The organism is Thermococcus sp. (assembly GCF_027066465.1).
In the GTDB taxonomy this organism is placed as follows: Archaea; Methanobacteriota_B; Thermococci; order Thermococcales; family Thermococcaceae; genus Thermococcus.
On record NZ_JAMONU010000016.1, the window covers coordinates 1 to 18,054 of the forward strand.

An 18,054-nucleotide genomic window follows, 5' to 3' on the forward strand; every position below is an offset into this window, starting at 1 on the left:
CTCTTCGGCGAGACCCTGACTCCCCTCCAGCTTCTCGGCGGCGCGCTCATAATCGGGGGTTCAATCCTCGTCCATATGAGAGAAAATCAAACGTAGAAGTACCTTTCAAGCTCCCACTCGGTTACCCTCTTGGTCTCCACCGGAAGCTCTTTCATTGAGAGGTACTCCACGTATTCCTCCCATTCGTCTTCCTTGTACTCAACGAAGTTCCTGTAGGCCCCTCCGAGTGCATCCTTGACAACCTTGTCCTTCTTCAGCTCCTCCAAAGCCTCCCCAAGGCTTCCGGGCAGGGTCTCGATTCCGGCTTTGACCCTTTCCTTGTCGCTCATCTCGTAGACGTTGGTTTCAACGTAAGCTTCTGGCTCGGCCTTCTTCTTTATCCCGTCGAGGCCGGCCATGAGTATGGCGGAGAAAGCTAGATACGGGTTTGCACTCGGGTCGGGACAGCGGTACTCTATTCTGGCCCCCTTGCCCCAGAAGGCCGGGACGCGTATGAGGGCACTCCTGTTGCGGTAGCCCCAGCTGATGTAGACCGGAGCCTCGTAACCGGGAACGAGGCGCTTGTAGCTGTTAACTGTCGGGTTGGTAACCGCCGCCAGCGCCTTTGCGTGCTTGAGGATTCCCCCTATGAAGTGAAGGGCCGTTTCGCTGAGTCCGTCCTCACCAACGAAGGCGTTCTCCCCGTCCCTCCACAGGCTTATGTGGAGGTGCATTCCGTTGCCCGGGAACCCGTAGATTGGCTTTGGCATGAAGGTCGCGTAGAGGCCCCTCAGCTCCGCGACGGCCTTTACGATGTATTTAAAGCTCACTATGTTGTCCGCCGTTCTAAGGGCCTCGTCGTAGCGGAAGTCAATCTCGTGCTGGGCCTTTCCGACCTCGTGGTGGAGCACTTCAGGAACGAGGCCGAAGGCGGGCATGTAAAGGGCAATCTCCCTCCTGACGTCCCTGGCCTTGTCCAGTGTAACCAAATCGAAGTAGCCGCCGCTGTCCGGGATGTTCAGCTCCCAGCTACCGTTCTTCCTGAAGAGGTAGAACTCCGGCTCCGGCCCTATATAGGCTTTAAAGCCCTCTTTTTCAAGAACCTCAAGTGCCCTTTTGAGAACGCCCCTCGGGTCCGCATCGTAGGGCTTGTCGTCCTTGTATATGTAGCCGTAGACCCTTGCTATGCCCTCCCACGGAACCTCGGCGTAGGTGCTGGGGTCTGCCTTGAATATAAGGTCGCTGTCCTCTATTCCCTGAAATCCAGGGATTGATGAACCGTCGAAGCTTATACCGTCCTCTATGGCTTCTTCGTACCTTCCCATTGGAATCTCCATTCCCTTGGGAACACCGTTTATATCAACGAACACGAGCTGAAGGAACCTTATTTCACGCCTTCCATCGAACTCCCCGACGGTCCGTATTGTGTTCATTTTTTCACCTCCAAATTATCTATTTGTTCAACTTTTAGCTGGATTCAATGAACAATTACTCCTTAATAAGGATTTCTATTGAACTTTTGCCGGGACGACAAACGCGGCTTTCGGCTCCTGATTATTTGACAAAGATATGGTTATTCAACGCAATAGCTTAGCTAAATTAGACAAGTTTTTATCAAAGAACTTTTATCTTTGCTTCCCCCGACTGTAGTCTCGATGAAGGCCGAGGACATTCTGACGAGGGAGATTTACAGGATAAACTCTCATCTGCCCGCGAGAAGGCTTACCCTAGAGGAGCTTCTCGAAAGCCCGGAACCCGGTATTAGGCTCAGGGACGGGAGCTGGCACAGCTTCAGAAGGAGTGAGCTGGAGAAGATATCCTCGCTCCTTGACCCCGGCGATGAGAGAAAACTCCGCCTGCCCCTTGTTCTTGAGATAGTCAGCGAAATCCGGGGATACTTCCGGGTTAGGGGCCGGGTGGAGGTCAAGGTAATGGACAAAATCCTCGGCTTTTATGACCCCCTTGAAGAGCCGGAGGAGAGGCTTTACCCGAGGTATCTGCTCACGAGGGTTAGACGGGAGCTCCCAACGACGACCACGTATGCGTTCATGACGGAGTGATGGAAATGGAGCGAAGGGTTTTTAGGGATTACCTGCTGTTCACAGTTCCCCACGTCACAGTGTTTGCCGGGATGGTCTTTGGGATACTCCTCCTCGTTGGGGTTAAGGTCAATCTGGCCCTGGGAATCTTTGCGCTCGTTTACGGGCTGATGCTCCTCATAGTTGGCCTGACCGTTTACCCTCATTTTTCAAAGCTCGCCTACTACCGTCTCTTCCTTTTATCCTCCCTTCTGCTCTTCCTTGTGGGCGTTCTGCTGTTGCTGAAGGCATAGCCTTTATATTCAAAGGCACCCTATCTTAGCCGGTGGGTGTTAATGAGGAGGATTGGTGTTGTTATCGTCGCTCTCTTCCTGCTGTCGCTCTTACCGCTGGCGTCTGCCGAGTTTGGAACCCTTTCAACGAGCGCCTTTATAACCGTCGTTAGGGGAGATTACTCTTCGGGAACGCTCGTCCTCACGAACAACGCAGGGGTCTCGTACTCCGTCGTCAGCTTTCAGAGGTACTGGGTTGAAAGCGAGAACGGCTCAACGGTCGGCGGTTTCAACTTCACGATGTTTCCAACCGTGTTTTCTCACTGGAGCAGCGGGAGTTCTAATACCGTTTCGTACAACCTCTCGTGTTCTCCTGATGTTCCCCCCGGCAACTACACCCTCCACCTGAGGTTCATAGCAACGACCTCAACTACCGGACAGGTTCTAATCCTCAACGCTGTCGTTCCCGTTAGGGTCCTAAGCTCTCCCCTGAAGTTTCTCGGCGCCCAGACCTACGTTCCCGGAAGGGGGGAGTACTCCTATGTCTTCATTGGGGAGAGCGTCATCGTGTACTCACACGTCCTCAACATCGGACACAGGACGGTCAGCGTCAAGGCATCCGTTAAGCTGCTCCACGCAGAAACCACCTATTACACAAAGGAGAACATCGTGACGATTCCTCCCGGGGATACTCTAATCAAGTTCGCGGTTCCCGTTGGTATTAACTATCCCACTGGTTCCTATCTGCTCGTTTACACGCTCTCCTACGGAAACCAGAGCTACGTTTTCGAGAAGGAGTTTACGGTTTTAGCTGGTGTTAAGCTGGTCGGCGTTTCCCTCCAGAGTGATAGGGTTCTCCTCGGAAGTTCTGACGAGGCGTACCTCACGATTCTTTCCGAGCGCAACGTCACGGTTAAGCTCTTAACCGAGGTCTTCAAGGGAAAAGAAAAAATTACGTCGGAGTACAGGGAAGTGAAGCTCTCGCCGGGAACCGAGGTCATGGGAATTCGTCTGCCAACGAACGTCTCTGGAAACCTCACGGCATCTTTTAAGCTGTTCATAGGAACGAGGCTCGTAGGTTCGAAGTCGCTCGGTTACAGTGTCGTCTCTCCCCCGAGGATAGTCTCGTTGGAGAAGAGCGTCTCAAACGATACGGTTGTTTTCAGGGTCGCTGTGTCCAATCCGTGGTCGGAAACTCAGGGAGTTCTGTCGTATACAATAGAGAGCGGGGGAAAAGTTCTGTACCAGGACAGCCTGCTGAAGGTTCTTCCCCATGGAAACGTCACGTTCAATTTCTCTTTCACGGTTCCTCTCGGTCAAAACGTGAGCTACGTCTTCACACTTAAGGCCCTCGGGCACTCAAGCTCCGTTAAGGGACGGCTCTACATAGCACCCCCAGCAACGCCCTCCAGAACCACGACAACCACTACAACTCAGGCTCCGTCCAGCACATCGTCCTCCTCCACCACTGAGACTCCTTCGGGCGGCTCGGCGGCCCTGTGGGTTGGAACTGGAATCGGGGTTATTATCGCGGTGGTCGTGGGGGTCTGGTACTACTACAACAGCCTCAGCTCGAGAAAGAGGCGCAGGAAAATGCCCAAGCGCCGCTCACCGCTCGGGAGGTTCAAGAGGCCGAAGCCGCCAAAGTTCCGTGAAAGGGACTCCCTCCCCAAAAAGAAGTGACCAAACCTTTTTATTCTCCCTTTTCTACTTCCTTACGGCGAGGGGGTCGGGGGCTCTCGGGGCGCTCCCGAGGAAGTTCCGCCCACCGCACCGGGGCCGCGGTGCCGCAAGGCACCGGCCGAGAGGCCGGGCAACGGCGCAGAAACGGCACGGCCCCCGGGGGATGTGGATGACGCGCGCGAAGGGCCCGGCGACGGGCACCGAGCTAACCCGCAGACAATCCCGGGGGATGCGGTGAAACGGCCGTCCCGCGGGGTGCAAGGCCGACGCTGGGGCGATGAGTTCCCGGTGCGAGCCCCGTGGTAGGCCGCTCAGTCGAATGCCCCCTTGATACAGAAGGCGGGCTACGACCCCCTCGCCAAATCAATGGCTGAAGCGAGCAGAATGAGGGCGCCGCCTATCACGGTTCTAACCCCCGGCACCTCTCCAAAGACGAAGAACGCGTAGACTATCGCGCTCAGCGGGTCAAGGTAGCTCAGAAGGGCGGCATCTTTAACCTCCACCTTCTTCAGCCCGTCCATGTAGAGGTATAAAGCGAGAACCGTGTGAAGCAGGACGAGAACCGCTATTGCCCACCAGACAGGGCTTCCAACGTTTTCAAGGGCCGCGAAGGGAATTAAAACGACGGAAGCTACCGCCAGCTGGAGGAAGGTCAGGCTTTCTCCGTCAACGCCCCTCAGGAACCTGCCGAGGTTTGGAATCAGGGCGTAGAAGAGCGCCCCCAGAAACGCGAACACGATTCCGATGAAGTCCCTGTCGGAGAGGCTGATTCTCTGGGATGAAGCTATGATGAGCAGGCCCGTGAAGGCTACGGCAAGGCTCAGAACCTTTCCGGTGTCGAGCCTTTCATCGAGGAAGCGCCACGAAATCAGCGTCGCCAGGACCGGGGCGGTGTAGTAAACGAGAACCGCGTTCGCTATGGTTGTGTAGTTGAAGGCCGTGAAGAGGAAGACCCAGTTCAAAGCCAAGGCAGTCCCGAGCGCGAGCATGTGGTAAGGCCTCTTTCTCAGCTCCCCCATAGCGTTTCTGAGCTTTCCCTTAAAGTTGAGGATTGGAAGGAGGACGAGCGTCCCGAGCGAAACCCTCGCGAAGGCGACGCCCAGGCCGGAAAGCCCCGAGAGTCTGCCGAATATTCCGACGCTCCCCCATATAAGCATTGCAATCGCTATCTGGGCTTTTCCTCTGTTCATATTGAGTTCTCCCACTCCTCGTAGGCTTCCTTCACTTCCTCCTTCCTGAACTCCGGAACGGCGTCCCTGAAGGGGTTAAAGCGCTCGAGTTTTCTCTCGTCGGGGCCGATGTAGGTCGTTATCAGCCCGACCTTCGAGTGCAGGCTCGACGGCAGGCGGAGGATTCTCTTTACATCGACCGTAACGCGCCCGTCGAAGTATGCCTTGGAGAAGGTGCTCGATATCGAGAAGAGCCTTATCAAGGTCTTGTAGCCGACTCCGCTTGGAAAGGCCGCCAGAAGTCCTTTCTCAACGAAGCTCCTGACGATTTTATCCCGGCTCTCTTCGCTCAGGAGTTTTCTGGCGAGGCCCTTCTTTATCCCCGCGCTTATCAGGTGGTTTTCGTTTGCCCTCTTTATGAAGTAGCCGAAGCGAAGCCTAAACACCCTGAAGTAGCCGCTCGACAGCATAATCCTCCTGCTCATGACGTCCTCGTAGGTTACCTCCTCCGAGGCGCTGATGTAGGCTAAAATTTTCTCCCTGGCCTTGGCGTCGAGCCTCAACGCCCACTCGTCGAGAACCCTTATGTGATAGCCCCTGCCCGAATAAACCACGTGGACGTTCTCGAAGCCGAAGTCCTCCTTAAGAACCACCAGCGTGTCCCTTGCGAGCTCCTTCGCGTCCTCCAGGCAGATTGGGCACACCTGCCCGCTCGGGTGCCTGTCCATACACCTCCTTAGGGGCAGGTCCTTGGCGTCTATGTCGAAGACGAGCTCCGCTCCAAGCCACCCCTCCATCCGGGCAGGTTCGCGGTAGAGCGCAACCGATGTGTAGATTGCGTAGGGTGAGGTAGCCTTAACGTAGTCCTCCAAATCTCTAACGTCGGTGAATACGTTCTTCCTGTCGCTCGGTCCCTCCCCGGTGTGGTCGAAGCCGAACTCGCGCTTTTCGAGGCTATCGAGTATGAACTCCGGAATTCTCTTGGCCTTCCACTCACCCTTGTAGTAGAGCTCCCTCTCCTCCCTGCTGACTTCTCTGAGCAGTTCAGCCACCTTCCTCACCCCTTTCACCGGTTTCGCTCCTCTCTTCTCTTGCGAGCCTTCTTAGATAGTAGGTCAGTGGGTTCTTGACCCCCCTGCAGTACCTGTCCGGCTTGCAGAGCTGGGGGGCGTTGGCCCTTATCTTGTCGCAGTTAGGCGGGAAGTACCACGTCGAATTTCCGCTGTCCTCGAGCGTTGGCTTATCCGTTAAGCCGAAGCCGAGGTGGTACCAGATGTTCTTAATCTCGTGGGGCTGGTCCTCGAAGAGCGGCGGCTTGCAGCGGTTGCCGGCCTCGATGATAATCGGAAGGATTTCTTCCTCTATTATCCTTAAATCGCTCACGCAGTCCCTAACGCGGACGTCCTTCCTCGGCGGGTTGGGACAGATGCGCGCGTAGCTCAAGAAGCTCGTTAAGAGAACCGTAATAGCGTAGTTCCTCATTCCCGCGGGGACGCCTTTTAGGGCCTCTTTAACGCACGGCGGGAATAGGTCGAAGCGTAGCGGCTTTGCTCCCACTCTTCCGAGCTTCTCGAGCCTCTCCTTAAAGTACTCGTTCGCTAGCTCCTCAAGCTTCCCCTTAAGCTCCTCGTAGAATTCGGGAAGTTCGTCCCTGACGTCCGCTAGAAGGCTGACCGCCTTATCAAATCGCCTTTCAAAGGCCATCTCCCAGAGCTTTAACGCCTCGTCCCAGCGGAGGTATGCGTGGCCTTCTCTTATATAAACATCCCTCAGCGAGCCTTCCCAGAGCTCGAGAAACTCGCTTAGGTGCATCCTGTACTTCAGTTTGAGTTTTTCCCTCTCCTCCTCGGGCAGACTTCTGTCCATCGCCCTTTCCAGTATCCTTCTGTCCCTCTCAGGTATCCCTTCAGCCGGTTCAATCCTTAAAAGGCTTCCCTCCAGAGAACCCTTTCTCTCTATTCTTGCTAGATAAAGCTTTGTTGTTGCCGTTTTCACGAACTCTGCTTCAATGCCGTAGGGGGAAAACGCCAGAGCACCCAGGAGGGCGTAAAACCTGAAGAGGTCCTTGAGCTCCTCGAGGGGGTCAACTGTTAGGAGCTTCTCTGGGGGGTCCTTTGATTTGAGCATCCACCTCACAAGAGAAAGGGCGTCATCTGTATCTATGCTTGAGGGAATTCTCTCAAGGAGCGTTAGGACATCGCCGAATTCACGCCTTATTATCCCCTGTGCTCTCCCGCCAAAGGGGTCGGACATGCTTTCACCTTGTCGAAATTTTGCTCAACGAACTAAAAACGCTTTCCTTTATGTCTTTAACGGAAGGAGTTGAATTCATGCGTGGATTCGGGGGATGTTGTTGTCGCATTCCTCCCAAAAGTTTTATATCTACAAACCCCACAATAAACTAATAGGCAGTAACAAAACCGGTGTAGTGACGTTCATGGGTGGTTGACATGCTCACGATGAGATACGATGTGAAAAGGGTCAAGAGCGGAATTCCTGGCTTCGACGAACTCATTGAAGGTGGCTTCCCAGAGGGAACGACTGTTCTTGTGACCGGCCCAACCGGAAGCGGAAAGACGACGTTCGGTGTTCAGTTCGTTTACAAAGGGGCCGAGCTGTACGGGGAACCGGGCGTTATAGTGACCCTTGAGGAGCGCGCCCAAGACTTGAGGAGGGAAATGAAGGCCTTCGGCTGGGACATTGAGAAGTACGAGAAGCAGGGAAAGATAGCGATAGTTGACGGTGTTAGCGCTGTTGTTGGGCTTCCGTCCGAGGAGCAGTACGTTCTCGAAGGGAACCTCAACGCAGAGGACTTCCTCAGGTATATCTATCGCGTTGTTAAGGCCATCAACGCAAGGAGGCTTGTCATAGACTCCATCCCGTCCATAGCCTTCAGGCTGAGAAAGGAAGACGAGATACGTGAGGTTCTCCTTCAGCTGAACACAATACTCCTCGAGATGGGCGTTACCTCAATACTCACTACGGAGGCACCGGACCCGGCCCGCGGCAAGATAAGCCGGTACGGGGTTGAGGAGTATATATCAAGGGGTGTAGTGCTCTTGGACTTCATCGAGAGGGAGGTCGAGCTGAAGCGCTACCTCCTGATAAGGAAGATGCGCGAAACGAGGCACTCGATGAAGAAGTACCCCTTCGAGATTACCGAGGAGGGCATAGTCGTCTATCCCAGCGGTGAGATTTATTAACCCCATAAATTTTTTAAACATCGCTTTCTTTACCATTATTGATGGTGTCAAAAAACGTTTTAATAATGGTTTTGCTCTCATCACTGCTACTCGTTTCCCTTGCGCTTAGCCATTACTCCCCGGAAAAAGACTCCTTCACTGGCCTCTGCGTGTACTCCTCCGGTTCCATTTCGGTTCTCTACAACGGCACAGTAACGGTTGCGCTCAAGAAGTCCCTTGAAGTCGGGAAAGTCTACACGGTCAAAGGCAGGCTCAGAAAAACCAACCGCGGTCTTTGGATGGACGCCTCAACAGTTGTTTCTGCAAACGCAACGTTCCCCCTCGAGAGTCTTGAAGGGGTCTACTGGTACTACTCCAACGGTCCGGTTCTGCTCACCCCCTCGAAAGTCCGCCTCGCCTATCCAATCAACGCCTTCAAGGGAAGCCTCGTGAGGCTTAAAGGCCTGACCTATGGCTCGAAGTTCTATCCCCTACGTGTTGAGGAGCTCGGCTATTTGAAGGAACCCAAAAACGGCATGCCCTACCCCCTCGAAGGCGTTGTCCTCTACGGCGGAAACCCTGCAACGGTCTGGAACGGAAGCGAGGAGTTCCGGGTTTACCTTCCCCACGGCCTTTCCCTCAGACCGGGTCTTCGCATTAGAGTCCTCGGCATAGTGAGGCTTTACTCGAGGATTACGCTCTACGTGGATTCCGGCGGCGACGTTAATGTCCTTGGACCTGCGGAGGGGAAGCCCCTCAATCTGACCCAAATCGGGGATATAGCCACCGGCGAATGTCTCGTTATCAAAAGCACTACCCGCTACCTGAGGCTCGACTGCACAAGCTTGAGGCTCTACGGTTTCCATGCGAGAACCGGCGACACGGTTCGCTTCAAGGCTCTCAGAAGGAAGTCCAGTTTGCTCTGTCTGAACTGCTCCGTCGTAAAGCCCCGGAAGAAACTGCCAAACGGCATATGCTCCTTTAACGAAGGCTCCTTCGCGAGAATCTCGGGAAAAGTAACCTGGGTGAGGGTTTACAGGAACGGCTTTGGGGTAGCGAACGTAACCAACGGCACCTGCTCGGTTCTCCTCAAGCTCCCATTGAGGCTCGGTGTCTCTCTGGCTGAAAACGAGAGCGTAACAGCCTACGGCTTCTTCACGACTTACCGAGGAAAGCCGGCGTTTGAAGTTCAGTCAGGTGAGGACATTTGCTCCGGGAAGCACTGTTAGGTCTCATGCTCGGCACTTTCACGGGAATAACCCCCGGAATCCACGTGAACACTTTAGCCTCCCTTCTCCGCGGTTTCGGCCTGAGTGCGGTCGTTCTCTTTGCGATGGGGTTAACTCACACGTTCCTCGATGTAGTCCCTTCAACCTTCCTCGGCGTTCCAGACGAAGGGACGGCCCTCGGCGTTCTGCCGGCTCACCGGCTCGTGCTCAGCGGTAGGGGCCTTGAAGTCGTCAGGATAGCGCTCATCGCGAGCTTTCTGGCGGTTCTCTTCTTTCTTCCGCTGGTTCCCCTCTACCTTCTCCTCGCTCCCCTTTACCGGCCGGCCTTTGGGAAGCTCGTCGTCCTGCTCCTAACCCTTCTCCTCGTCTTCACAGAGAGGGGCGTGAAAAAGGTTTATGCGCTCTTCATAATTCTCCTCTCGGGGATTCTGGGCCTTTTTATTCTCTCGCTCCCGCTGAACGAGCCATTTTATGCCCTCTTCACCGGGCTCTTCGGCGTTCCCGTCATAGTCTCCTCTCTCTTGGCCGGAACCAAGAGGATAGAACCCGGCAGTCCGGAGCTTGAGATTGCTCCCAAAAGGTTCGTCATATTCTCTTTTATGGGGACGCTCTTCGGTATGCTTGCTTCCCTCCTCCCGGCCTTCACGGCGTCGCAGGCGGCCCTGCTCGGCTCGTTCATCTCCCGGGACGAGCGCTCGTTCCTGACAATCGTCTACTCCGTCAACACCGCCAACTTCCTCTTCGCTCTCCTCAACTTCCTCGAAACGGGAAGGGAAAGAAACGGAGTGGTGACGCTGATGGAGCCCCTGAGCGTCAAAGCCCTCCCGGCGTTCCTCCTCGTTGCGCTCTTTGTGGGCTTTGCCGTTCTTCTCTACGGCGAGCATCTTGCAAGGCTTCTGGCGAAAGCCCTTTTAAGGCTCCCTTACCGGTTCATTAACCTCACCGTTCTAACGTTTCTGATTCTTCTTGCTCTCCTCTTCGACGGTATTTCAGGTCTGCTCGCGCTGACCGCTTCCTCGATTGTTGGCTATCTGGCGGTTATCCTCGGGGTGAAGAGGACAAACTGCATGGGCTCCCTGATGCTCCCGGCTCTGCTAATAAGATGAAATATCAAGCGGATTTCTCCTTCATGATTTTTTGGAACTCAGAATAGTCAGTTACTATCTTTTTCCCGTCCAGCGTCTCAAAGTACACCTTCTTGACCTTAATCTTCTTGACGTCGGTGTACTTCATCTCAGGCGGGTCGTAGGAGCCCGGCTCTACAACTTCGTCCTCGACGACGTAGGTCTTCAGCTCGGGCTGGCCGATGTACTTCCAAACCTCATAGAAGACCTCGGGCTCGAGGTGGACTTCGCCGTCGAGCTCAATCCAGTCGGCGCCAATCTCTTCCAAGAACTCCTTTACGACGTCGAAGTGCATAGAAACCACCGATTTAATGTATGGCTCCGGGGGTTAAATACCTATCGCCGGGCAGGATTTTTAAACCCCCTCCTCTAACCCCTCCGGTGGTGAGAATGGCGAGGGTAATCGTTGACGCCCAGGCGGCGAGGGCCATAGGGAAGGGCGCGATGATAGTCTTCAAGAAGGGTGTCGTGAGAACCGAGGGCGACTTCGAGCCCGGAGATATAGTCGAGGTCTACACGAGGGGAGGGAAGTTTCTCGGCAGGGGCTTCGTTAACCCCAACTCGAACATAATGGTCCGCCTGCTTATCAAGGACAGGGATACCCCGATAACGAAGGAGCTCTTCCGAGAGAGAATCAGGAAGGCCAACGAGTACAGGAAGAAGGTTCTCGGCTACGACAAGGCTTACAGAATGGTTTACGGCGAGGCAGATTATCTGCCAGGCCTGATAGTTGACCGCTTCAACGAGATAGCCTCGCTTCAGATTTCGAGCATCGGCATGGAGAAGTTTAAGCTCGATTTGGCCGAGGCCATAATGGAGGTCGAGCCTGAAATAGAGACCGTCTTCGAGAAGAACACTGGGCGCTCGAGGAGAAGGGAAGGTTTACCGGAGATAGAGCGCGTTCTCCTCGGCAAAGAGAAGTACAGGACGGTAATAGAGGAGGGAAAGGCCAAGTTCATCGTCGACATGCGCGGTCAGAAGACGGGCTTCTTCCTCGACCAGCGCGAGAACAGAATCGCTTTGGAGAAGTACGTCAAACCGGGAATGAGGGTTCTCGACGTCTTCACGTACACCGGTGGCTTCGCGATACACGCGGCAGTTGCCGGGGCCGAGGAGGTGGTTGCCGTTGATAAATCCCCCCAGGCAATTGAAACCGCCAAGGAGAACGCCAGGCTCAACGGCGTTGAAGATAAAATGAAGTTCATCGTCGGCTCAGCCTTCCCAGTCATGGAGGAGATGCTCAGGAGGGGCGAGAAGTTTGACATAGTTATCCTCGACCCTCCAGCTTTCGTCCAGCACGAGAAGGACCTCCAGCGCGGGCTCAGGGCTTACTTCAACGTGAACTACGCCGGCTTGAAGCTCGTTAAGGAGGGTGGAATCCTCGTCACCTGCTCCTGCTCCCAGCACGTTGACATGCAGGCCTTCAAGGACATGGTCATCGCGGCTGGAGCAAAGGCCGGCAAGTTCCTCAGGATGCTCGAACCCTACAGAACCCAGGCCCCGGACCACCCGATACTCATGGCCTCGAAGGACACCGAATACCTTAAGTGCCTCTTCCTCTACGTTGAGGATATGCACTGAAACTCGGGACGATGACGAGAAAGCACCTCCACTGAGGGCCAAGTGCTGAGACGCCCACGGCCCGAGTCCCGTTACGGTCGCTTTGCCGACCGAAATCCTTTTCTATTTGGTCGTTTGAACGACTAAAATTGCGGAAGTTATGGCTGTTACAACGACCATTACAGTCTGAGTATCAAACTGTGCCTCCACCTCGTCCCGACCTTGAACTTCACGTCCCTCACCGAGTAGCCCAGCTTTTCTCCCCTCCCGACTATGGCCTTTATCAGCGGCTTTTTGTTGGGAAGAAAGAGGGCCACCCTTCCGCCGGGCCGCAGGTAGTCCCTCGCTTCCCCTATCAGCCTCACCGAGAAGGCCTCGCCGTACTTTCCCCCGCCAACGCCTTCCCTCTCCGTTAAAACACCTTTTGTCGGCCTCTCGTAGTATGGCGGGGCCGAGAAGATGACGTCGAAGCTCTCTCCTTCGGGAATTACCCCCCGGATTATCCTCCCGTCGCTCTTGATTAGCCTGACCTTTGCGCCGTTACGCTCGATGTTCCCCCTCGCGTACTCGAAGAACTCCTCATCGAGCTCCGTGGCCGTTACCTCGCAGTCGAAGAGCTTATCAGCTATGAGGGCCATCATCGCGGTGTGCCCGGTTCCAATCTCTAAAACCTTCTCCCCGCCCCTCAAAAACGTCTTCAGAAAGAGGTAGCGCGATATCGGGGGCGTCACGAGACCGTGCGGGTGGTATTCTATCTCAAGCCCGAAGAGGACCTTCGCTATTGCCCTATTGTAGAGTATCCTCGCCCTCCTGTTCGAAAGGTCGAGCCTTCCGCGCTCGTCGAGGTAGTCATTCAGCTCCGGAAAGAGCTTTACCGCTTCCCTCACCGGCAGTCCGAGCTTTCCGTCCTTCCAGAGGGGCATGGAAAAAGTTGGGGAAGGGGCTTAAAAGCTCACCCCTTCGGGTTCACGAGGCGCCCCATGAAGAGTATCAGCCCGCTGTCTCTGTCCACGATGAGGAACAGGAAGGGATGGTCTGCTTTGAAGACCTTGTACTCGGGGAGTTGCCCAGGGGCCGAGGCCGCGGTCAGCACAACCGCCGTTGCTGCGGCCGCCTCGGTGCCGTTCTCGGCGACGCTTATGAACGTCTTGTGCACCACGTCGCTTATTGCTATGGGCTCCTCCGATATTCCCGAGAAGTCCGCACCATCCGTGAAGGCCTGCTTCATGCCCATCTTCACAAGGACTTTGCCCAGGTGGTAGCTCCCTTCGAATTTGAACTTTGGTATGGTCACCTTGACCTCCTCAGGCTTAAGGGAGCTGAGAACGGCCTTCAGGAACCGCGGGCTGAGGTTCTCTTCTATTTCCTTCAGGCCGTTTGCGTCCTTGGGAAGGATTATCACCATGCTGAAGTTGCTGAATCTTGAGCCCTCGTAGGGCATCTCCAGAACTTGGAACGAGCCGGTTTCGGCGTAGTTGAACCTGCCAACCTGGGTCATCATTGGGACGGTCACTTCCTTCCCCGTGGGGAGTGTGAACGTTCCGTTGTGCGTTCCGCTTGGACTGAAGCGGAGCGTCCAGTTGGCCTTAAAGTAGACTGCGTTGGTTATTACCAGCCTCGTGTTGGGGGTTAGTCCGCTCACGAGGTTCTTTATCTTCCCGTTAGTCTTCTCCTCCACCCACTCGTTAATCGTTCTCTCGGCGCCCCCTGGGTTTCCCTTGAAATCGAGTTCCCGCACATCGCCCAGGTAGTACTTTCTTATGACCCTAAGATAGTTCTCCTTTAGATGATAGCCCTCCTGAACCCAGAGGGCGTTGGCGATTGTGAGTTCCACTCCATAGGGTCTTTGGGCGTCAAGCAGGAGCGTTCTAAACGCCTCCCTGCGCATGGTTTCGTTCTTGGGGAGGTGGAGGACCCCTGTCATCTCCCAGGCGGTTTTGCCCCTGGCGCCCTCGTAAACCATGCTCAGGGCCGTGAACACGCTGAAGGGGGATATGAGGACGTTCCCGCCGCTACCTGAGAGCTCCTTGTAAAGCCCGATGCCGAAGAGGTTGCTGGCGTTTACCACCGCCTGAACACTATCGGTTCTCGTCGGGTCGAGGACGTCGTTTGCCGTTGAGTGAACTTGTTCCATGGATTCATGGGTGGTGTTTGTGATGGTCTGTGAGCTTGTCTGTCCTGTGGACGTCGGTGTCGTCTGGGTTCCCGCGATGCAGCCGGATGCAATAACAACAAAGACGAGCACAAGGACCAGAATCCTTCTCATTCTCACCACTGGATTACTTACGGCGAGAAAATATAAATACCTGACGATTGCTTCAAGCGAGTTTGAAACAAAATAGATTAAAAAGTCAGCGCAGAGCTAAGTATGCCATGACCTTGGCGTCCTCGACCATGTTGTCAATCTTGGCGTACTCGTTGGGCTGGTGGGCAGTTTCGTCGAGCGTCGCCCAGACAACGGCCGGAATTCCCTTCCTCCTGAAGAACGCCGCGAAGGTTCCGCCTCCTATGCCACCAACCTTTGCTTCCTTTCCGCGTAGCTCCTTTATCGCCTCCTTCAGGAGCTTCACTATCTCACTGTTCGGGTCCGTCGGCGGTGCCGGGTCGCCCCTCTGGAGGATTTCTACCTCGATTTCGGGGAGAACCTTCCCGTCAAGCTCCTTCCTGTGCCTCTCCTTAACTTCTTTCGCGACATCTTCAACGTCCCTGAGAACCTCGTCGAGGCTGTACCTCGGCAGAACCCTGCAGTCGAAAACGACCTCGTGCTCGCCGGGAATTATGTTGGGACTGTCGGCCGGGTTTCCTCCCATCGTCGGCTCGAAGGTGCTCTCCGGTGGGTCAAAGAGTCCGTCCCTCTCGCTGTACTTCTCGTGAAGCCTTTTGTCGAGGTTGTAGGCCAAATCGAGTGCGACGCGGTGTGCGTTCAGGCCCTTGTCCGGCATGCTCGCGTGCACCTGCTGGCCCTTAACCTTGAGCTTGAACCAGAGGATTCCCTTTTCGGCAACCTCTATGAACGTCCCGTCCTCGTTTCCGCCGTCCGGGACGAGAACGAGGTCGTCTTCCCTGAACAGCTCCGGATGCTCCTTCATAAGCCACCCGATTCCGTACTTGCTCCCGGTTTCCTCGTCGCTGACGAAGGCCAAAATGACGGTTCTCTTCGGCCTTATTCCGAGGTTCATCATGGCCCTCACAGCGTAGAGCGAAGCAACCAAACTCTGTCCGTTGTCCTCGCTTCCGCGCCCGTAGACCTTGCCGTCCTTCACGAGCGGTTTGAAGGGCTCCGTAACGGTCCACTTGCTCAGGTCTCCCGGCGGAACGACGTCGATGTGCGTAAGAATCCAGAGCCTCTCGCTCTCCTCGCCTTTCTCGCCGTAGTAATAGGCCAATATGTTCGGCCTGACCCCGTTCTTGGCCCTCTCGTCCGGGGCGTTGTAGACCTCGACCTTGTCGAAGGGCCAGTCCCTGATAATCTCAAGCAGCTTCTGGGCCTTGTCGTACTCCCCCTCGTAGCCGTAGTCGGGGCTTATGGCCGGAATCTTAATCAGCTCGACGAGCGTCTTTACTATCTCGTCTCTGAGGTTCTCTACTTCCTTCATAACCACTTCAAACTCCATCAGAACCACCGCCACTACTTCTCTCCGGAGCTTAAACCCCTTTCGGCAACCCAAACACCTTATATACTCCCGGCCGTATACTTCACCGTCCGCAGAGGATACGGAGGTGAGTGAGTGATAGAGATAACCTTCCTCGGGAGCGGGGGCGGGAGGTTCATAACAATAACCCAGTTCCGCTCCACTGGGGGATTCCACATAAGGGCGAGCAGGAACGTTTACGTTGACCCCGGCCCGGGAGCGCTCGTCAGGAGCTGGCGCTACAAGCTTGACCCAAGAAAGCTCGATGCTATCTTCGTCTCCCACAGGCACGTTGACCACTGCAACGACCTCGAGGTTATGGTCGAGGCCATGACCGGCGGTGCGCTCAAGAAGAGGGGCACGCTGATAGCTTCAAAGAGCGTCGTCTACGGCGATGAGATGCACACGCCGGCGATAAGCAAGTACCACATAAAGGTCCTTGAGAGCGTCCACACGCCGGAACCGGGCAACAAGATAGCGATAGGTGAGGAGGAGTTCCTCATAACGCCGAGCCAGCACTCGGACCCGACGACGATAGGCTTCCGCATGAAGACCGCCTACGGCGACATTTCCTACATCCCGGACACGGCCTACTTCGACGGCCTTATAGAGTGGCACGATGGAGCAAGGGTCATCATAGCGGCGATAACGCGCCCGAGGGACATGGGGATTCCCTACCACCTCAGCACCGACGATGCCGTTGAAATGCTCAAGAGCATGGAGAAAAAACCCGAAGTACTGGTAATGAGCCACATCGGCATGAAGATGCACTTCGCCAACCCCTACAAGGAGGCAAAATACATCGAAACGGTGACCGGCGTCAAGACCTACGTCGCAAAGGAGGGCTTCAAGGTCATGATAGACAAAAGGGAGATAGCCGTCAGGACCCTTCGACCCGCGCGCTTCGTTTGAGCTTTTCCACTTCTTTTGCAACCGTTTTATAAGCTAACTCGAAGAGCTCGTCCCTTCTCTTTTCGCTCGGTCCCTCGACGACGACGCGAATCTTCGGCTCCGTCCCGCTCGGCCTGACGAGAACCCACGAGCCGTCCCTCAGCTGGAAGCGGTAGCCCGAAATCGTAAGGATTTTCCTGATTTCCTCCCCTAAGGCCTTCTCAAGCTCTTCCTTAGCTTTTTCAACGACTTTACCCTTGAGCTCGTCCGGGCACGGAACGTTCTCCTTTTTAAGATAGTAGACCGGAATCTCGGAGACGAGCTTCGAGAGCGGGCCGTTCTCGTCAATCATCTTAATCAGGAGCGTCATCGTCACGAAGCTGTCAATCCAGTTGCCGAACTTTGGATGGACGAGCTTCCAGGGTTCGCCGGCGAAGATGGCTCCGTATTTCTTTATGCCGTCGTGGGGCTGGCCGAGGGGAACGCGTACAACCTTTCCTCCTGCCTTTTCAACTACCTCATCAATCCTCGACCCGGTGTTTATCGACGTAACAACCGTTCCTCCGCCGTTTTCTTCAATGTAGTGCTTGGCGAAGAGCGCTATTACCGTGTCCTCGTCAACGTAGTTGCCCTTCTCGTCGAACACCGCTATCCTGTCGGCGTCTCCGTCCTGCGCTACAGCTAAATCGACGCCGAGTTCTTTAACAAGCTCCCCGAGGTAGGCGATGTTCTCGTACCTCGGCTCGGGCTTCCTTCCCGGGAAGTGGCCGTCGACGTGGGCGTTCACGCTTATCACTTTAGCGCCCATCTCGCGGAGCAGGTAAGGCGCTAAAACGCTCCCGGAGCCGTTGGCCCCGTCGTAGAGGACTTTAAGGCCCGTCTCGTGGTTCACGAAGTCGAGAACCGCTCCGATGTAGTCGTCTATAACGTCGAGGGGTTTAACCGTTTTAATCTCGTTCCACTCTGCCTTCCTGAAGTTCCCGGAGAAGACTATCTCCTCAAGCTCCTTCTCCTGCTCGACGTAGAACTCGGTCCCGTCGCCGTTGAAGACTTTTATCCCGTTGTCGGTCGGGGGATTGTGGCTCGCGGTAATCATAACTCCCGCGTCGCCGTGCTCCCTCGTTGCCCACGCTAGAGCCGGAGTTGGAATCAAATCGGCATCTAAAATCTCCATTCCGCTCGCGAGTAAGCCACTTATCAGAGCGTTCTTGAGCATGATGCTTGAGGTCCTCCCGTCCCTCGCGACGACGGCTTTTCCCCTCTTGTATGTTCCAACGGCCATTCCGACCTTCAA

17 protein-coding genes and 1 other RNA gene are annotated in these 18,054 nt (G+C 55.2%); 9 read left to right on the forward strand and 9 right to left on the reverse strand.

Features of this window, described 5'->3' with window-relative positions; all coding sequences use genetic code 11:
• Positions 1 to 86 precede the first annotated feature (86 nt).
• Positions 87 to 1,412 carry a type I glutamate--ammonia ligase gene (glnA, locus tag MVK46_RS00725; RefSeq protein WP_297534495.1) on the reverse strand — a complete coding sequence of 442 codons (1,326 nt, stop codon included), beginning with the start codon at positions 1,410 to 1,412 and terminating at the stop codon, positions 87 to 89.
• Positions 1,413 to 1,634: 222 nt separating this feature from the next.
• Between glnA and MVK46_RS00730 the strand changes: the two genes are divergently transcribed.
• From MVK46_RS00730 to rnpB, 4 genes are all read left to right on the forward strand, one after another.
• Entirely contained in the window at positions 1,635 to 2,039 is a 405-nt protein-coding gene (locus MVK46_RS00730; protein ID WP_297534496.1) for a DUF61 family protein, read from the forward strand.
• Complete coding sequence (locus MVK46_RS00735; RefSeq protein ID WP_297534497.1) at positions 2,039 to 2,311, forward strand: hypothetical protein; 273 nt, start codon at positions 2,039 to 2,041, stop codon at positions 2,309 to 2,311. The genes MVK46_RS00730 and MVK46_RS00735 overlap by 1 nt, the downstream gene beginning before the upstream one ends.
• 42 nt (positions 2,312 to 2,353) lie before the next feature.
• Positions 2,354 to 3,973: a hypothetical protein gene (locus tag MVK46_RS00740; RefSeq protein WP_297534498.1), complete on the forward strand. Its 1,620-nt coding sequence runs from the start codon at positions 2,354 to 2,356 to the stop codon at positions 3,971 to 3,973.
• Between the two features lie 37 nt (positions 3,974 to 4,010).
• An RNA gene (gene rnpB, locus MVK46_RS00745) (RNase P RNA component) lies at positions 4,011 to 4,332 on the forward strand.
• On the opposite strand, the gene MVK46_RS00750 is transcribed toward rnpB, so the two are convergent.
• From MVK46_RS00750 to priL, 3 genes are read right to left on the reverse strand one after another with little or no spacing between them, the layout of a single operon-like run.
• Complete coding sequence (locus tag MVK46_RS00750) at positions 4,318 to 5,163, reverse strand: DMT family transporter (RefSeq protein ID WP_297534500.1); 846 nt, start codon at positions 5,161 to 5,163, stop codon at positions 4,318 to 4,320. The two genes, rnpB and MVK46_RS00750, sit on opposite strands and share 15 nt — an antisense overlap.
• Positions 5,160 to 6,194, reverse strand: a complete 1,035-nt coding sequence (gene priS, locus MVK46_RS00755; protein ID WP_297534521.1) for a DNA primase catalytic subunit PriS — start codon at positions 6,192 to 6,194, stop codon at positions 5,160 to 5,162. Before priS ends, MVK46_RS00750 begins: the two co-directional genes overlap by 4 nt.
• Complete coding sequence (priL, locus tag MVK46_RS00760; RefSeq protein WP_297534501.1) at positions 6,187 to 7,395, reverse strand: DNA primase large subunit PriL; 1,209 nt, start codon at positions 7,393 to 7,395, stop codon at positions 6,187 to 6,189. Before priL ends, priS begins: the two co-directional genes overlap by 8 nt.
• Before the next feature lie 197 nt (positions 7,396 to 7,592).
• Here priL and MVK46_RS00765 point away from each other — a divergent pair, with 197 nt between their 5' ends.
• The 3 genes from MVK46_RS00765 to MVK46_RS00775 all read left to right on the forward strand — a co-directional run bounded on the left by MVK46_RS00765 (position 7,593) and on the right by MVK46_RS00775 (position 10,659).
• Positions 7,593 to 8,345, forward strand: coding sequence for an ATPase domain-containing protein (locus MVK46_RS00765; RefSeq protein WP_297534502.1), 753 nt, complete (start codon positions 7,593 to 7,595; stop codon positions 8,343 to 8,345).
• A gap of 65 nt (positions 8,346 to 8,410) precedes the next feature.
• Positions 8,411 to 9,553 (forward strand): hypothetical protein, encoded by a 1,143-nt coding sequence (locus MVK46_RS00770; protein WP_297534503.1) that lies wholly within the window; start codon positions 8,411 to 8,413, stop codon positions 9,551 to 9,553.
• On the forward strand, positions 9,532 to 10,659 hold the full coding sequence (locus MVK46_RS00775; protein WP_297534504.1) for a tripartite tricarboxylate transporter permease: 1,128 nt from the start codon (positions 9,532 to 9,534) through the stop codon (positions 10,657 to 10,659). Before MVK46_RS00770 ends, MVK46_RS00775 begins: the two co-directional genes overlap by 22 nt.
• 4 nt (positions 10,660 to 10,663) lie before the next feature.
• On the opposite strand, the gene MVK46_RS00780 is transcribed toward MVK46_RS00775, so the two are convergent.
• Positions 10,664 to 10,972 (reverse strand): DUF5748 family protein, encoded by a 309-nt coding sequence (locus tag MVK46_RS00780; protein ID WP_297534506.1) that lies wholly within the window; start codon positions 10,970 to 10,972, stop codon positions 10,664 to 10,666.
• A 95-nt stretch (positions 10,973 to 11,067) separates the two neighbouring features.
• Between MVK46_RS00780 and MVK46_RS00785 the strand changes: the two genes are divergently transcribed.
• Positions 11,068 to 12,258 (forward strand): class I SAM-dependent rRNA methyltransferase, encoded by a 1,191-nt coding sequence (locus tag MVK46_RS00785; protein WP_297534523.1) that lies wholly within the window; start codon positions 11,068 to 11,070, stop codon positions 12,256 to 12,258.
• Positions 12,259 to 12,416: 158 nt separating this feature from the next.
• On the opposite strand, the gene MVK46_RS00790 is transcribed toward MVK46_RS00785, so the two are convergent.
• The 3 genes from MVK46_RS00790 to MVK46_RS00800 form a co-directional block, all read right to left on the reverse strand.
• Complete coding sequence (locus MVK46_RS00790; RefSeq protein ID WP_297534508.1) at positions 12,417 to 13,160, reverse strand: methyltransferase domain-containing protein; 744 nt, start codon at positions 13,158 to 13,160, stop codon at positions 12,417 to 12,419.
• 29 nt (positions 13,161 to 13,189) lie between these two features.
• Complete coding sequence (locus MVK46_RS00795) at positions 13,190 to 14,503, reverse strand: serpin family protein (protein ID WP_297534511.1); 1,314 nt, start codon at positions 14,501 to 14,503, stop codon at positions 13,190 to 13,192.
• 85 nt (positions 14,504 to 14,588) lie between these two features.
• Positions 14,589 to 15,851: a M20 family metallo-hydrolase gene (locus MVK46_RS00800; protein ID WP_297534514.1), complete on the reverse strand. Its 1,263-nt coding sequence runs from the start codon at positions 15,849 to 15,851 to the stop codon at positions 14,589 to 14,591.
• 114 nt (positions 15,852 to 15,965) lie between these two features.
• Between MVK46_RS00800 and MVK46_RS00805 the strand changes: the two genes are divergently transcribed.
• Positions 15,966 to 16,781, forward strand: coding sequence for an MBL fold metallo-hydrolase (locus MVK46_RS00805; RefSeq protein ID WP_297534517.1), 816 nt, complete (start codon positions 15,966 to 15,968; stop codon positions 16,779 to 16,781).
• Here the strand turns inward: MVK46_RS00805 and glmM are convergent.
• Positions 16,750 to 18,054 (reverse strand): phosphoglucosamine mutase (glmM, locus tag MVK46_RS00810; RefSeq protein ID WP_297534519.1); only part of this gene is annotated, 1,305 nt, incomplete at its 5' end. The two genes, MVK46_RS00805 and glmM, sit on opposite strands and share 32 nt — an antisense overlap.

What these genes read in the sequence shown, in the direction of transcription:
- glnA (WP_297534495.1), bottom strand. Translation starts at nt 1,412, where the DNA reads ATGAACACAATACGGACCGTCGGGGAGTTCGATGGAAGGCGTGAAATA.
- MVK46_RS00730 (WP_297534496.1), top strand. Translation starts at nt 1,635, where the DNA reads ATGAAGGCCGAGGACATTCTGACGAGGGAGATTTACAGGATAAACTCT.
- MVK46_RS00735 (WP_297534497.1), top strand. Translation starts at nt 2,039, where the DNA reads ATGGAAATGGAGCGAAGGGTTTTTAGGGATTACCTGCTGTTCACAGTT.
- MVK46_RS00740 (WP_297534498.1), top strand. Translation starts at nt 2,354, where the DNA reads ATGAGGAGGATTGGTGTTGTTATCGTCGCTCTCTTCCTGCTGTCGCTC.
- MVK46_RS00750 (WP_297534500.1), bottom strand. Translation starts at nt 5,163, where the DNA reads ATGAACAGAGGAAAAGCCCAGATAGCGATTGCAATGCTTATATGGGGG.
- priL (WP_297534501.1), bottom strand. Translation starts at nt 7,395, where the DNA reads ATGTCCGACCCCTTTGGCGGGAGAGCACAGGGGATAATAAGGCGTGAA.
- MVK46_RS00765 (WP_297534502.1), top strand. Translation starts at nt 7,593, where the DNA reads ATGCTCACGATGAGATACGATGTGAAAAGGGTCAAGAGCGGAATTCCT.
- MVK46_RS00770 (WP_297534503.1), top strand. Translation starts at nt 8,411, where the DNA reads ATGGTTTTGCTCTCATCACTGCTACTCGTTTCCCTTGCGCTTAGCCAT.
- MVK46_RS00780 (WP_297534506.1), bottom strand. Translation starts at nt 10,972, where the DNA reads ATGCACTTCGACGTCGTAAAGGAGTTCTTGGAAGAGATTGGCGCCGAC.
- MVK46_RS00785 (WP_297534523.1), top strand. Translation starts at nt 11,068, where the DNA reads ATGGCGAGGGTAATCGTTGACGCCCAGGCGGCGAGGGCCATAGGGAAG.
- MVK46_RS00790 (WP_297534508.1), bottom strand. Translation starts at nt 13,160, where the DNA reads ATGCCCCTCTGGAAGGACGGAAAGCTCGGACTGCCGGTGAGGGAAGCG.
- MVK46_RS00795 (WP_297534511.1), bottom strand. Translation starts at nt 14,503, where the DNA reads ATGAGAAGGATTCTGGTCCTTGTGCTCGTCTTTGTTGTTATTGCATCC.
- MVK46_RS00800 (WP_297534514.1), bottom strand. Translation starts at nt 15,851, where the DNA reads ATGGAGTTTGAAGTGGTTATGAAGGAAGTAGAGAACCTCAGAGACGAG.